This window comes from Dyella sp. RRB7 (assembly GCF_022761115.1).
GTDB lineage: Bacteria > Pseudomonadota > Gammaproteobacteria > Xanthomonadales > Rhodanobacteraceae > Dyella.
The window spans coordinates 842,196-855,198 of the sequence record NZ_JAKWJS010000001.1; the positions used below are offsets into that span (position 1 = coordinate 842,196).

The window sequence follows — 13,003 nt, forward strand, 5'->3', positions numbered from 1 at the left end:
CCATGCCCCCGCCATGGCCTCGTGAGGGAGGAAGGCCATGGCGGGGGACGGGCCCAGCTGACTTAGAAATTGAAGTCCTTCTGCAAGCTCAGGAACACGCCGCGGCGGGGACCGAACTGCGGCGCGCCCACGCCCACGCCGGTGCCGCTACGCAGCTCGTAGCTGCGATCCAGCGCGTTGATCAGGGCCAGCTGCGTATGGAACTTGCCGGTGCTGTCGAAGTTGAAGTCGTGCGAGACGCTGAGATTGAGCTGGAAGTAGTACGGCAGCGACAGGCCGTTGGGCACCTCGCCGTCCTCACGCAAACCGCTGCCGAACAGGTAGTCGGCGCCGATCTTGGTGCTGTCGGTGAAGGCGTAGTTGATGCCGCCGGACGAGGTCAGCTTCTGGTCGTGGTCGAGATGGATCCAGTTGTCCGCGATATAGGCCAGCTCATCCGGCGCGAAGTTGTACTGGCTGGTGATCACGTCCTTGCCCATCGCGCGGTTGTAGGCGAAGTTGAAGTACGCGGTCACCGGGCCGTTGTCGTAGTTCAGGCTGAACTCGGTGCCGCGGATGCGGCCGTACCGATAGTTGAAGGTGGAATACACCAAGGCGGCACCGAACTGGCCTTCATCCTGCAGGCGGCTCACGTCGCGATAGTACGCATCCAGGCCCACCGTCCAGTGGGCGCCGATGCTCTGCTGTACGCCCAGGTCGTAATAGTTGGAACGCTCGGCCAGCGGCGTGTTGTTGCCGTAGTTGAGCACCGCATTGGTGGTGTTGGCGAATGCGTTGATGTCCTTGGAGGAAATCAGCTCGTTCGCCGGCGGCGTGAAGTAGCGCGAGTAGCCCGCATGCACCGTGGTGCTGTCGGTGGCCTGCCACACCACGCCCACGCGCGGGCTCAGCTGGCTTTCGGTACGGAATGCTTCGTACTGGTCGCCACGCAAGCCGTAGTTGAGGGTCCACTTGTCGTTGATGTTCCATTCGTCCTGGACATAGGCGGCCCAGGTACGCGCGGTGATCTTGTCGCCGGTGAAGATGTTGAACGGCACCGTGCTGGCCTGGCTGCCGTCCGGATTGGCCGGGAACACCAGCGAATTGGTATTGGTAACGGCCTGGTCGAAGTTGCCGTACAGGCCGTAGCGCAACGTATGGCTGCCGCCCCACGGCATGGAGAAGTCGGCCTGCAGCGTGCTGGCGCGGTCGCTCTGGTTGATGGCGGCGGCCACGCCGTTGAACATCAGGTCGCCGATATCGTCGGGCATGTACTGCAAGCCGCTATAGCGCTGGCCCAGCGACACCTGATACGCCGTCTCGCCCAGCTTGCCCTGCAGCGAGAGCACGCCGAAGCGGGTCTGCTCGTTCTGGCGCTCATCGAGATCGGCGGAGTTGAAATTGACCGTATCCAGATAGCCGAACTGCGGCTCCTGGTCGGGATTGTTGGGAATCTGGAAACGGTTGTTGCTCGCGCCGAACATGAAGCTGATGCGCGTATCGTTGTTGATCAGGTAGCTGATGTCGCCGAACACCTTCACCTGGTTGGTGTGGTCGTGGATCGGCGAGCGGCTGGCGGTCGGATTCTCGATACCGACATCGCTCTGCAGGTAGTTCGCCGTGAGGAAGTAGCTCCAGCGATCGTTGCTGCCCCACAGTGAGGCGTTGGGATTGACCGTGCCGAACGAGCCACCGGTGATGCCGACGCTGCCGCCGTTGCCCAGCGACGAACCGCTCTTGGTGGTGATGTCCACCACCGCCGCCGTGCGCTCGCCGTACTGGGCCGGCAGGGCGCCGTCGAGCAGGGTCACGCTCTGGATGGTGCGGGCGTCCAGCGCCTGGCCAAAACCGGAAATCGATTCGGGCAGCATCACGCCATTGATGCGGTACTGCAGGTTGGCGTGGTCGCCACGCACATGCAGCCCGCCATAGGAGTCCTGCACCACGCCCGGCGCCTGCAGGATCACCTGGTTCAGCGGCGTCGAATCACCCAGCGGAAGCGCCTGGATGGCCTTCTCGTCGATCACGTACTGGCTGCTGCCGGTATCCGGCGACAGCGAGTTGCGGGCCTGGTCGAGCGCGGCGCTCACGTCCACCGTACCGAGCTGCTTCACCTTGGCCGGCTTGTTGCTGGCGGCGCCGGTCGTGTCAGCACCGTTGCCACCGGCATCGCCGGTAGTGGCTGCGCTGCTGGCATCCGCGTTCGGATTGGTCTGGGCAAACGCCGTCGGGACGGCACCAAGCGCAACAGCAAGACTCAAGGCAAGCAGGGAACGTTTCATCGGGTTTCCGGAAAGGGGCGGTGAAGTTGCTATTTTCGATACGTTATAACATTGCCATTCTAAACCGCCAGCCGCCTGCCCCAAAAGTCATGCATTGCGGTGCAACATCCTACGTTAAGCCTGCCACCGCACGGCGGGGTCAGCGGGGTTTCACCGCCACGGCCTAGACTGCGGCCATACGGCAGCCGCCGTGCCCAGCGAGCCGCAGGCCCATGAGCAAACCCTCCTCCCAGCTGCCGGCGGTCATTGCCGACCATAGCCGCGTCACCCAGGCCATCCTGGACTTCGTCAGCCAGATCCCGGACAGCAAGATCGAAGGCAGCCGGAACCCGGAGGCCGAAGCCCGCCGGCTGGCCGCCCGTGCCGCCCAGCGCGCCGCGCTCACCGCCGGTTCGCTGGCGCTGCCCCCAGGGCCCCTGGGCTGGCTCACCGTGCTGCCGGAGCTGATCGCCATCTGGAAGATCCAGGCGCAGATGGTCAGCGACATCGCCGCCGCCTATGGCCAGCACTCGGAGCTGGGGCGCGAGCAGATGCTGTGGTGCCTGTTCCGCCACACCACCGCGCAGGCGTTCCGCGACCTGGTGGTGCGGGTGGGCGATCGCCTGCTGTTTCGCCGCATCACCTATAGCGTGGCCGAACACGTCGCCAAGACCGTCGGCATCAAGGTGACCCAGCGCGCGGTGGGCAAGGGCATCTCGCGATGGCTGCCGGTGGTGGGCGCGATGGGCGTGGGCGCCTACGCCTATTACGACACCGGACAGGTGGCGCGCACCGCCATCGCCATGTTCGGCGCCCCCTTCAGCACCGATGAAGCACCGGTGGAAGGCGGCGCACCCACCGACAAGGCCGCGACCTGATGACGCCCCGCGCGGTTTGCGGCAAGCTCGCAGCCCCATCGCGTCACGCAGGAGCCCGCGCATGAATCCACGCCACGAACGTCCGGTCGCCCTCGTCACGGGCGCCGGCAAGCGGGTGGGCGCGGTGATCGCGCGGACCCTCCACGCCGCCGGCTACGACCTCGCGCTGCACTATCGCCGCTCGGCCACGGAAGCCGAGCGGCTGGCCACTTCGCTCGAACGCCAGCGCAGCGGCAGCACCTATACCGTGCAGGCCGAACTGGCCGATCTGGACGCCCTGCCCGATGTCGTGCAACGCGTGCTGGCCCGCTACGGCCGGCTCGATGCGCTGGTCAACAACGCCTCGGCGTTCTATCCCACGCCACTGGGCACGGCCACGCCCACGCAGTGGAACGAGCTGTTCGCGTCCAACGCGCAGGCCCCCTTCTTTCTCGCGCAGGCGGCGGTGCCCGCGCTGCGGGAAGCACGGGGAGCCATCGTCAATCTGGTGGATATCTACGCCGAACGCCCGCTCGCCCAGCATCCGCTGTACTGCATGGCGAAAGCGGCGCTGGCCGCCATGACGCGCTCGCTCGCGCTCGACCTGGGGCCTGACGTGCGGGTCAATGGCGTGGCGCCCGGCGCGGTGATGTGGCCCAGCGACGGCAAGCCGTACGACGATCAGCAGGCCATGCTGGCCCGCACGCCGCTGCAGCGCGCCGGCTCGCCGGAGGATGTGGCCGGCGCCGTACTGTGGCTGCTGCGCGATGCCCCGTTCGTGACGGGGCAGATCATCCGCGTGGATGGCGGACGGACGCTGTCCGTGTAGAACGGGACGCGCACTGCGCGTCCCGTCCTTATCGCCTATTGCTTCGGCTTGAACGCCTGCTCGAGCATGGCCTGGTCGAAGCCATAGCCCACCTGCCCTTCCTCGGCATAGTTGTACAACGCCGCCGCATAGATGCCCTGCAGCGAAGCCTGGATCAGGCCGAGCAGGGTGATGCCGATGGCGGCCACCGCGAAGGCCAGGATCACCGCCGCGATCGACTGCATCGCGAACGCGCCCACGATCAGTCCGCCTGCCGCCAGGATGGCGAGGAACATCAGCAGGCCAAACACCACGCCGATGCCGGCGTTGCCGATGATGTTCTCGCCCCAGGTGCGCTTGAGCAGCGCGACGCTGCGACTGATCGCCTCGGTCGGCCCCACCTCCTGGCTGGCCAGCACCGGCACCACCAGGAAGGTGGCCACCGTCCAGGCCAGGCCGAGGAAGCCGGCCACCAGCCGGCCGATCAGCCCCAGGCGCTCCTGCAAGGCGCGCAATACCAGGCCCACCGTGGCAGCGATCAATGCGTAACCAAAGATGCTCACCACCCGCTCGCGCGCCAGCGCGAAACCGGCGGCAAAGCTGGTGGGCTCGCCGCGTAGCCGCATCAGCGCGGCGCCGGCCAGCGCGGTGTTGAAGAAGATGATGACGAAGTACTGCACCAGGTAGAACAGGAACAACGCGACATAGCCGCCCGTGGACAGCGCGCGCTGGTGCGTCTCGCCCCCTACCCCGTCCGCCGCGGCAAACGCCATGCCGATGGGGATAAGGAAGCTTGCCGCCACCAGCAGGCAGCAGATGCCGGACGCCAGCGGAAACATCAACAGCGACTTGTCCGAACGCAACACCGCCGCGCTGGCCTTCATCAGGCTCCAGCTGCGTGAAAACCGACCTGCCATAAAGCGACCTCCGTGTGATGGACCGCGATGTTCTAACACCCGCCATGCACGGGCGACAGTGCATGGGTCAAAGCGGCTCGGGCACCAGCGGCTCGCTGTCCACCGGGAAGGCCGCCCACAGCGCCGCCATGGTCCGACCACTCACCGGATGCACCAGCTGCGGCGCGATATCGGCCATCGGCTTGAGCACGAACGCGTGGCGCAGCTCTTTGCGCGGGATGTCCAGATGGCCCTCGCCCTGCCGCACCAGGTCGTCGTAAAGCACGATATCCACATCGAGCGTGCGATCGGAGAAGCGCGGCACGTCGCGACGCCGGCCGTGGCGGTCCTCCAGCGCGTGCAACCAGTCGTTGAGCGCCTCGGGCGAAAGATCGGTATCCAGCCCCACCGCCAGATTGATGAAATCGGCGCCGTCGAAACCCACCGATTGGCTGCGATACGCGGGGGACACCGCCAGCTCGCCGAAGCGCTCGCGCAACTCAACCAGCGCGGCGGCGAGATAGCGCTTTGGCTCCCGGTTGGAGCCCAGGCTCAGGTAAACGCGCGCCATGCTCTAAGGACGCGTGCCACGTTCGATGCGTACACCCACCGCCTTGGCGCCACGCACCGCGCCGGGCTTGGACAGCTTGAGCCGCACCCACGACACGCCGAACTCTTCGCGGATGATCGCCGCGCAACGCTCGGCCAGTGTCTCCACCAATCCGAAACGGGAGGCGCCCACATAGTCGATCAGACGCTTGGACACGTCCTTGTAGTTGAGCGTGTGGGCGATGTCGTCGCTGGCGGCGGGCACGCTGTTGTCGAACGCCATCTCGATGTCGAACGACAAGGTCTGGCGCACGCGGCGCTCCCAGTCGTAGATGCCGATCACCGCATCGATGCGCAGGTCTTCAATGAAAACGATATCCATGGCGATAGGGTAACGGATACCGCCGCCGTCACCGCGCCGGCGGCAGGCTTTCCAGATCCCAGCGCGGGAACACCTGCACCGAGGCGTCCTGGTGCTGGCCCGCCGCCAGGCGGATGGCGCCGGCCAGCGCGATCATCGCGCCGTTGTCGGTACAGAACGCCAGGCGCGGAAAGTACACCTTGAAGCCATCCTTCGCGCCGGCCGCGGCAAGCTCGGCACGCAGGTGCTTGTTGGCGCCCACGCCACCGGCGATCACCAGCCGTTTCGCACCACTGGCCTGCAAGGCGCGGCGGCACTTGATGATCATGGTGTCGACAATCGCCTCCTCGAAGGCGCGGGCGATATCGGCGCGGGTCTGCTCGCTCTGGTCCGAGTGTTGCCAGGCCAGCAGCACCTGGGTCTTCAGGCCCGAGAAGCTGAAATCCAGCCCCGGACGGTCGGTCATCGGGCGCGAGAAGCGGAAGGCGCCGGGACGCCCCTGCTCGGCCAGCGTGGCCAGCGCCGGACCACCGGGATAGGGCAGCCCCATCAGCTTGGCGGTCTTGTCGAAGGCTTCGCCGGCGGCATCGTCCAGCGTGTCGCCCAGGATGCGGTACTGGCCGATGCCCTTCACCTCCACCAGCATGGAGTGGCCGCCGGAGACCAGCAGGGCCACGAACGGCGGTGCCGGCGGGTCATCCTCCAGCAGCGGCGCCAGCAGGTGGCCTTCCATGTGATGCACGCCGATGGCCGGCACGCCCAGCGCCCAGGCCATGGCACGGGCGGCCGAAGCGCCGACCAGCAGCGCACCCACCAGGCCGGGGCCGGCGGTGTAGGCGACGCCGCCCAGGTCGGCGGGGGTCAGGCCGGCCTCGGCCAGCGCCTCGCGCACCAGCGGCAGCAGCTTGCGCACGTGGTCGCGGCTGGCCAGCTCCGGCACCACCCCGCCGTAGTCGGCGTGCAGCTTGATCTGGCTGTAGAGGGTATGTGAAAGCAGGCCGCGGCCGGGCGCGGCGGGTTCCCACTGCAGCAGGGCCACGCCGGTCTCGTCACAGGAGGTTTCGATGCCCAGCACAGGCTTGGCTGACTGGGGCTTTGAAAATGCTGTCGTTTCCACGTTATACTTCGCGGCTCACCGTATTCCACCGGCTCGTTAGTGCGGGCCAGTCTAACACTTGGAGTCTCCATGCCCAGCGTAAAAGTCCGCGAGAACGAGCCGTTCGAGCTTGCCCTCCGCCGCTTCAAGCGCACCTGCGAAAAGGCCGGCGTCCTGGCCGAAACCCGTAAGCGCGAGTTCTACGAGAAGCCGACCCAGGAGCGTAAGCGCAAGCGTGCTGCCGCGGTCAAGCGCCACCTGCGCCGCCTCTCGCGCGACGTTTCGCGCAAGACCCGCATGTACTGAGTCCATCGTCCGCCCCGTGCGGACGATCGGTTGCCGGCGCCCAGGCGCCGCGACCCGGGTTAACCGGCAGCTGGCGCGTTAATCCGCCGCCGCTGTTCTTTACCCTTACACTGGCCGGCGTTGCCTGGAGCAACGCTGGCTTTGTGTGCTTCCAAAGGAAAGGCCATGACCCTCAAGCAGCAGCTTACCGAAGACATGAAGACGGCCATGCGCGGCGGCGACAAGCATCGCCTGGGCGTGATCCGCCTGATGCTGGCGGCCATCAAGCAGCGCGAAGTGGACGAGCGCATCGAGCTGGACGACGTCCAGGTGCTGTCGGTGCTGGAGAAGATGCTCAAGCAGCGCAAAGACTCGGTAAGCCAGTACGTGGCTGCCGGCCGCGAGGACCTGGCCGAGGTCGAGCGCAACGAAATGGCGGTGATCGAGACCTATCTGCCGGCCAAGCTCAGCGACGAGGAAATCGACGCGCTGATCACCGCCGCCATCGCCGACACCGGCGCCGCGTCGGCGCGCGACATGGGCAAGGTGGTGGCCGCCGTGAAGGAAAAGGCCGCCGGCCGCGCCGACATGGGCGTGGTCTCGGGCCGCATCAAGGCGCGCCTGGCCGGCTGAACAAAAAGCCCACCCTGTCGCAGGCGTGCACGCGACATACAGCTCCTCACTGCACCCTCTTCACGTACGGCCCCCTACAACCGGTAGCGCCATCGGCGGCGTTGCCGGCGGCAACCCCATTGCATAGGGAGTAGCGCATGCTCAAGTGGGCCATCATTCTCGCCATCGTCTCGCTGGTCACCGGCTGGCTCGGCTTCGGCACCGTATCCGGTGTCGCCGCCACTATCGCCAAGGTGCTGTTTGCGATCTTCGTGATCCTGTTCCTGCTGGCGCTGCTGGCAGTGATTGGCGTGATCCACGCCGTCTAGCGCCAGCGCCCACTCTCCGCGCAGTCCACGCCGGAGAGCGAGAACCGGCCCCAGGTCAATCGATGATGCGCTCCATGCGCCGATGATCGGGCACCCGTGTCTCGCCCCTGGCCAGCCGTGAGCGCCGCTCGCTGACCACCTTGAAACCCGCGCGCCGATACAGCGCCTCGGCGCGCGGGTTGCTGACCGCCACGTCCAGCGCCACGCGATGGCGCCCCGCGTCCCGCGCCGTGCCGATCAGCTGATCGATCAGGGCCCGGCCCACGCCGCGCCCGCGCACCTCCGGCACCACCCCGAGGTGGGCCAGGTAATGCATGTCACCGTCCGGCGGACGGATCAGCGACTCCACCCGCAGCCCGCGCGAAATCACCGAAAGCCCTTGGCGTACACCGTAGTGCCCCAGGATCTGCCGCGCCGCCGCCAGCGTGAACGGCCATTTGCTGTCGGCGCCATAGCCTGCCCCTACCGCCACCACCCGGCCATCGACGACCCCGACCCAGTGATTGCGCCAGCCGAATTCGCCCGCGCCATCGACAAAGCAGCGCTGCAGGAAGGCCTGCGCGTCACCCCCATCGCGGGTTGAAAACACATAGTCGAACGCCGCCGGCCCGGAACTGTAGATCAGCGGTACCGCCGCCGATGCGTCGTCCGGCCCGGCCCGGCGAAACTGCACGCGCAGCGCCGACCTGGCCACCCCTCGGATATTCCCCATGACACTCCCCGATTCCCCTGCGCCCAGCATAGGGCAAGCCCGCCGTCGCGCGCAGTCGCACCTGCGCGCGGCGCACCCTCTACACTAGGCCACTTATGCGCGGACGTATCCCAGACAGCTTCATCGACGAACTGCTTGCCCGCGTCGACATCGTCGACGTGATCGAGCGGCGCGTGCCGCTGAAGAAGGCCGGCCGCGAGTGGACTGCCTGCTGCCCGTTCCACAACGAGCGCTCGCCGTCGTTCTATGTGAGCCCGGCCAAGCAGTTCTTCCATTGCTTCGGCTGCGGCGCGCACGGCAGCGCGCTGAAGTTCCTGATGGACTATGAGCGCCTGGAGTTTCCCGATGCGGTGGAGGAACTCGCCCAGTCGGTGGGGCTCACCGTGCCGCGCGAAGGCGGCAACGACCGCGCCCCGCGCGAGGACAAGACCGACCTCTATGCCCTGCTCGACGCCGCCGCGCGCTGGTACGAGAACGAGCTGCCCAAGAACGCCGACGCACAGGCCTATTGCCGCAAGCGCGGGCTGGATGCGGAGACCATCCAGCGCTTTCGCATCGGCTGGGCGCCGGCCGGCTTCGATGGGGTGATCAAGGCGCTGGGCGGAAGCGACAAGCGCATACAGTTGCTCAATGAAGCGGGCATGGTGGCCAGCAACGAACGCGGACACCGCTACGACCGTTTCCGCGAACGGCTGATGTTTCCCATCCTGGATCGTCGCGGCCGCGTGATCGCCTTTGGCGGCAGGGTGCTGAGTTCGGAGCAAAGCCCCAAATACCTCAATTCGCCCGAGACGCCACTGTTCCACAAGGGCCGCGAGCTGTTCGCGCTGTGGCAGGTGAAGCAGGCCAATCCCAGCCTCGCCCGCATCGTGGTGGTCGAGGGCTATATGGACGTGATCGCCATGCACCAGGCCGGCCTGCCCATTGCGGTGGCCACGCTGGGCACGGCGACCACGCCCGAGCACACCGAAGTACTGTTCCGCGCCGCGCCCGATGTGGTGTTCTGCTTCGACGGTGACCGCGCCGGCCGTGCCGCCGCCTGGAAGGCGCTGGAATCGGCGCTGCCGCGCCTGCGCGATGGGCGGCAGGCGTACTTCCTGTTCCTGCCCGACGGCGAAGATCCCGACACGCTGATCCGCAAGGAAGGCAAGGAGGGCTTCGAGAAGCGCCTGAAGGCCGCCACGCCACTGTCGGACTATTTCTTCGGCGAACTGGCGCATGACGTGGACATCGCCAGCCTCGACGGCCGCGCACGCCTGGCCGAACGGGCACGGCCGCTGATCGCCAGGCTGCCCGATGGCGCCTTCCGCGACCTGATGGCGCAGGAGCTGGAGAAGCGCACCGGCGCACGCGCGCTGGTCGAGGCCGATCCGACGGCCCGCCGCGCCGTGCAGCGGCCGACCGTGGTGCAGCGCTCGCTGGTGCGCAGCGCCATCGCGCTGCTGCTGGCGCAGCCGGGCGTGGCCGACCAGGTGGAGCGCCCGTACGGCTTCCTGCGCCTGGACAAGCCGGGCGTCGAGCTGCTGGCCGAGCTGATCGACCTGGCGCGCTCCCGCCCCGGCATCAACCCGGCCATGCTGGTGGAGCACTACGCCGAACGGCCCGAATATCCCGCGCTACAGAAACTGATGGCCGCGATGACCGTGGGCGAGCCCGAAGCCCAGCGTGCGGAGTTCTTCGATGCGCTGGCACGCATGGAGCAGCAGGCGGTGATCCAACGCCGCGACTGGCTGACCGCCAAGAGCCGCGAGGGCACGCTGGAGCCGGCGGAGAAAGCCGAGCTGCGCGAGCTGCTCGCCGCGCGCGCGGCGCCGGCAAAGACGAGCTGAGCGTTGAGCCTTCCCTCCCCGCGGGGGAGAGGAATACGGTGGGGATAGGTGCCCGCGGGAGAGCACAAAAAAACAGGCTTCTAACCAACCTCCCCGCAAGATTGCCGCCTCCGCCTTTTGCGGGGACTGGCTACGGGTCGCCCGGAGGGGAGAGGGAACAGATGACGCGCTCCCTGCACTACCGCAAGCGCCTTGACGCTTTCGTATGGGATCATCGACCCTCCTTGAGGGTAGGGGCAACGCACCCGGGCATGGATGGTGATGGAACTGCTTGAACGACTGGTGACCCTGTTCGCCGAGAACGGCTACATCGCGGTGTTCATCGCGTTGCTGGCATGTGGCGCCGGCGTGCCCCTGCCCGAGGACATCACCCTGGTCGCCGGGGGCGTGATCGCCGGCCTGGGCTACGGCAGCGTGCACGTGATGTTTGGCGTGGGCATGGCTGGCGTGCTGGTCGGCGACGCCGGCATGTTCTTGCTTGGACACCACTTCGGCGCGCGCATCCTGCAGTGGCGGTTCGTGGCACGCGTGCTCACGCCCGAGCGCTACGCCAAGGTGCAGGAGAAATTCGAGCGCTACGGCAACCGGCTGATGTTCATCGCGCGCTTCCTGCCCGGCATGCGCACGGCGGTATTCATCACCGCCGGCTCCACCCATCGCGTGTCGTTCCTGCGTTTCTTTTTGCTAGACGGCATGGCGGCGCTGATCAGCGTGCCCATCTGGGTTTACCTGGGCTATTTCGGCGCCGACAACCACGAGTGGCTGGCGATGTGGGTCCGCCGCGGCCAGAACGGCCTGTGGCTGTTCGGTGGCGTGGTGCTGCTGTCGGTGCTGGCGCTGTGGTGGCGGCATAAGCGGCGTGTTGCCTGCGCGTCGGCCAGTTCGCGCTAGCTGTCGCTTCGGGGCCGGCCTGGCGGCTGGTGTAGCGCTGGCACATCCGCCACATCCTGCCGATGCCACCAGCCGCCGCCCAGCGCCTGGAACAGGGCCACCGTATCGGCAAGCCGCGCGGCACGCGCCTGTACCAGGGCGAGCTCGGCCTGCCGGTAGGTCACCTGCGCATTGAGCAAGGCGACCGTGCTGATGTCGCCCAGCGCGTGCTGCCGCTGGGCAATGGCCAGGCTGCGTGCGGCAGCCTGCTCGGCGCGTGCGCTGGCCGCCATGGCCTCGGCATCGGATTGCACGGCGTGCAGCGAATCGGCCACGTTCTGCAAGGCGGACATCACCGTGCTGCGGTACTGCTCGGCAGCCTGCCGATAGGTGGCCTCCGCCGCGCGCTGGCGATGCTTGAGCGTGCCACCGTCGAAGATCGGCGCGGTGATCGCGGCACCGAGATTCCAGAAGCTGGTGCCTTTGCCAAACAGATCATGCATCTGGTCGGCGGCGCTGCCGCCATTGGCGCTGATCTGGATGTTCGGCAGGCGATTGGCGAAAGCCACGCCAACCTGCGCGCAGGCGGCATGCAGCTGGGCCTCGGCCATGCGCACATCGGGCCGCTGCTCGACCAGCCGGGCCGGCAGGCTCATCGGCAACGCCTGCGGCAGCTGCAAGGCATCGAGTTCGAAGCGGGCCGACACGTCCTGGTCCGGTGATCGACCGTCGAGCGCGGCAAGCAGGTCGCGCTGCTGTGCGAGCTGTTTCTGCAGCGGCGGCAAGCTGGCGCGCACCTGCTCGAGGGCGGTCTCCTGCGCAGCGATATCGCTGTCCGCCAGATCGCCCAGCGCCCGTTGCCGCCGATTGGCTTCGAGTATCTTCGACTGGCTGTCGATCATGTCCTGCGTCGCCGCGATCTGCGCGCGCAACGAGGCCTCGTCCACCGCCGCATTGACGAGGTTGGTGGTGAGGGTGAGGTAGGTCGCCTCCAGCTGGAACCGCTGCGCATCGGCCTGCGCCACCAACGATTCCACCTGGCGGCGGTTGCCGCCCCACAGATCGGGCGTATAGGAGATGCTCAACTGCGCCGTGGTGAGGTTGTACAGCGTGGCGTTGGAAACCACGTTGCTGGCCACCACCTGGCCGGTCTTCTGCCGCGTCGGGTCCACGCTGGCGCTGAGCTGGGGAAAGAACGCCCCCTGCTGCGCCCGCACGTTTTCCCTGGCGGCCTGCAGCGCCTGCTGCGCCGCCGCCACATCAGGGTTGTGCTTGAGCGAATCCTCGATCAGCGCATTCAACGGCTCGGAGTGGAACAAGGTCCACCACTGCCCCGGAATATCCATCTCGCGCACGAACTGCTGTGCATCGCCACCCGGCACGGAGGCCTCGGCGGTACGGGCAGGCGTGGCGGCCGGCGCGTAATCCTGCGCTGGCGGCGCTGCCGGGCGCTGATAGTCGGGACCGACGGCACAGCCGGCCAGGGCGAGGCCCAGCCCCAGGGCGAGCAACGAGCGCGAACAACCGCGCAAGGCGTTGGAGATGTTTGCGATAGGCAT

General features: G+C 67.2%; 14 protein-coding genes. 7 read left to right on the forward strand and 7 right to left on the reverse strand.

The window, feature by feature from the left end:
* Positions 1–62: 62 nt before the first annotated feature.
* The gene (locus MJ606_RS03870; protein WP_243048082.1) at positions 63–2,261 is read right to left on the reverse strand and encodes a TonB-dependent receptor; all 2,199 of its coding nucleotides are present in this window, start codon (positions 2,259–2,261) and stop codon (positions 63–65) included.
* A gap of 212 nt (positions 2,262–2,473) precedes the next feature.
* On the opposite strand from MJ606_RS03870, the gene MJ606_RS03875 reads away from it, so the two are divergent.
* Positions 2,474–3,118 (forward strand): EcsC family protein, encoded by a 645-nt coding sequence (locus MJ606_RS03875; RefSeq protein WP_243048083.1) that lies wholly within the window; start codon positions 2,474–2,476, stop codon positions 3,116–3,118.
* A gap of 61 nt (positions 3,119–3,179) precedes the next feature.
* The gene (locus tag MJ606_RS03880; RefSeq protein ID WP_243048084.1) at positions 3,180–3,926 is read left to right on the forward strand and encodes a pteridine reductase; all 747 of its coding nucleotides are present in this window, start codon (positions 3,180–3,182) and stop codon (positions 3,924–3,926) included.
* A gap of 35 nt (positions 3,927–3,961) precedes the next feature.
* On the opposite strand, the gene MJ606_RS03885 is transcribed toward MJ606_RS03880, so the two are convergent.
* The 4 genes from MJ606_RS03885 to tsaD all read right to left on the reverse strand — a co-directional run bounded on the left by MJ606_RS03885 (position 3,962) and on the right by tsaD (position 6,786).
* The gene (locus MJ606_RS03885; protein WP_243048085.1) at positions 3,962–4,822 is read right to left on the reverse strand and encodes a DUF6159 family protein; all 861 of its coding nucleotides are present in this window, start codon (positions 4,820–4,822) and stop codon (positions 3,962–3,964) included.
* 67 nt (positions 4,823–4,889) lie between these two features.
* Positions 4,890–5,372 carry a 2-amino-4-hydroxy-6-hydroxymethyldihydropteridine diphosphokinase gene (gene folK, locus MJ606_RS03890; protein ID WP_243048086.1) on the reverse strand — a complete coding sequence of 161 codons (483 nt, stop codon included), beginning with the start codon at positions 5,370–5,372 and terminating at the stop codon, positions 4,890–4,892.
* A 3-nt stretch (positions 5,373–5,375) separates the two neighbouring features.
* Positions 5,376–5,732 carry a dihydroneopterin aldolase gene (gene folB, locus MJ606_RS03895; RefSeq protein WP_243048087.1) on the reverse strand — a complete coding sequence of 119 codons (357 nt, stop codon included), beginning with the start codon at positions 5,730–5,732 and terminating at the stop codon, positions 5,376–5,378.
* 28 nt (positions 5,733–5,760) lie between these two features.
* A complete protein-coding gene (tsaD, locus tag MJ606_RS03900; protein ID WP_243048088.1) occupies positions 5,761–6,786 on the reverse strand; it encodes a tRNA (adenosine(37)-N6)-threonylcarbamoyltransferase complex transferase subunit TsaD in 1,026 nt (341 codons plus the stop codon).
* A 111-nt stretch (positions 6,787–6,897) separates the two neighbouring features.
* On the opposite strand from tsaD, the gene rpsU reads away from it, so the two are divergent.
* From rpsU to MJ606_RS03915, 3 genes are all read left to right on the forward strand, one after another.
* Positions 6,898–7,113 carry a 30S ribosomal protein S21 gene (gene rpsU / locus MJ606_RS03905; protein WP_055999514.1) on the forward strand — a complete coding sequence of 72 codons (216 nt, stop codon included), beginning with the start codon at positions 6,898–6,900 and terminating at the stop codon, positions 7,111–7,113.
* A 165-nt stretch (positions 7,114–7,278) separates the two neighbouring features.
* Positions 7,279–7,725 carry a GatB/YqeY domain-containing protein gene (locus MJ606_RS03910; protein WP_243048089.1) on the forward strand — a complete coding sequence of 149 codons (447 nt, stop codon included), beginning with the start codon at positions 7,279–7,281 and terminating at the stop codon, positions 7,723–7,725.
* Between the two features lie 137 nt (positions 7,726–7,862).
* Positions 7,863–8,033 (forward strand): DUF1328 domain-containing protein, encoded by a 171-nt coding sequence (locus tag MJ606_RS03915; RefSeq protein WP_243048090.1) that lies wholly within the window; start codon positions 7,863–7,865, stop codon positions 8,031–8,033.
* Positions 8,034–8,088: 55 nt separating this feature from the next.
* Here the strand turns inward: MJ606_RS03915 and MJ606_RS03920 are convergent, their stop codons facing one another.
* Positions 8,089–8,745, reverse strand: a complete 657-nt coding sequence (locus MJ606_RS03920; protein WP_243048091.1) for an N-acetyltransferase — start codon at positions 8,743–8,745, stop codon at positions 8,089–8,091.
* Positions 8,746–8,840: 95 nt separating this feature from the next.
* Between MJ606_RS03920 and dnaG the strand changes: the two genes are divergently transcribed.
* The gene (dnaG, locus tag MJ606_RS03925; RefSeq protein ID WP_243048092.1) at positions 8,841–10,574 is read left to right on the forward strand and encodes a DNA primase; all 1,734 of its coding nucleotides are present in this window, start codon (positions 8,841–8,843) and stop codon (positions 10,572–10,574) included.
* 261 nt (positions 10,575–10,835) lie between these two features.
* On the forward strand, positions 10,836–11,465 hold the full coding sequence (locus MJ606_RS03930) for a DedA family protein (protein WP_243048093.1): 630 nt from the start codon (positions 10,836–10,838) through the stop codon (positions 11,463–11,465).
* Here MJ606_RS03930 and MJ606_RS03935 read toward each other — a convergent pair.
* Positions 11,462–13,003, reverse strand: coding sequence for an efflux transporter outer membrane subunit (locus MJ606_RS03935; protein WP_243048094.1), 1,542 nt, complete (start codon positions 13,001–13,003; stop codon positions 11,462–11,464). The two genes, MJ606_RS03930 and MJ606_RS03935, sit on opposite strands and share 4 nt — an antisense overlap.

What these genes read in the sequence shown, in the direction of transcription:
- MJ606_RS03875 (WP_243048083.1), top strand. Translation starts at nt 2,474, where the DNA reads ATGAGCAAACCCTCCTCCCAGCTGCCGGCGGTCATTGCCGACCATAGC.
- MJ606_RS03880 (WP_243048084.1), top strand. Translation starts at nt 3,180, where the DNA reads ATGAATCCACGCCACGAACGTCCGGTCGCCCTCGTCACGGGCGCCGGC.
- folK (WP_243048086.1), bottom strand. Translation starts at nt 5,372, where the DNA reads ATGGCGCGCGTTTACCTGAGCCTGGGCTCCAACCGGGAGCCAAAGCGC.
- MJ606_RS03920 (WP_243048091.1), bottom strand. Translation starts at nt 8,745, where the DNA reads ATGGGGAATATCCGAGGGGTGGCCAGGTCGGCGCTGCGCGTGCAGTTT.
- MJ606_RS03935 (WP_243048094.1), bottom strand. Translation starts at nt 13,003, where the DNA reads ATGCCTATCGCAAACATCTCCAACGCCTTGCGCGGTTGTTCGCGCTCG.
- MJ606_RS03870 (WP_243048082.1), bottom strand. Translation starts at nt 2,261, where the DNA reads ATGAAACGTTCCCTGCTTGCCTTGAGTCTTGCTGTTGCGCTTGGTGCC.
- MJ606_RS03930 (WP_243048093.1), top strand. Translation starts at nt 10,836, where the DNA reads ATGGAACTGCTTGAACGACTGGTGACCCTGTTCGCCGAGAACGGCTAC.
- dnaG (WP_243048092.1), top strand. Translation starts at nt 8,841, where the DNA reads ATGCGCGGACGTATCCCAGACAGCTTCATCGACGAACTGCTTGCCCGC.
- MJ606_RS03885 (WP_243048085.1), bottom strand. Translation starts at nt 4,822, where the DNA reads ATGGCAGGTCGGTTTTCACGCAGCTGGAGCCTGATGAAGGCCAGCGCG.
- rpsU (WP_055999514.1), top strand. Translation starts at nt 6,898, where the DNA reads ATGCCCAGCGTAAAAGTCCGCGAGAACGAGCCGTTCGAGCTTGCCCTC.
- folB (WP_243048087.1), bottom strand. Translation starts at nt 5,732, where the DNA reads ATGGATATCGTTTTCATTGAAGACCTGCGCATCGATGCGGTGATCGGC.
- MJ606_RS03910 (WP_243048089.1), top strand. Translation starts at nt 7,279, where the DNA reads ATGACCCTCAAGCAGCAGCTTACCGAAGACATGAAGACGGCCATGCGC.
- MJ606_RS03915 (WP_243048090.1), top strand. Translation starts at nt 7,863, where the DNA reads ATGCTCAAGTGGGCCATCATTCTCGCCATCGTCTCGCTGGTCACCGGC.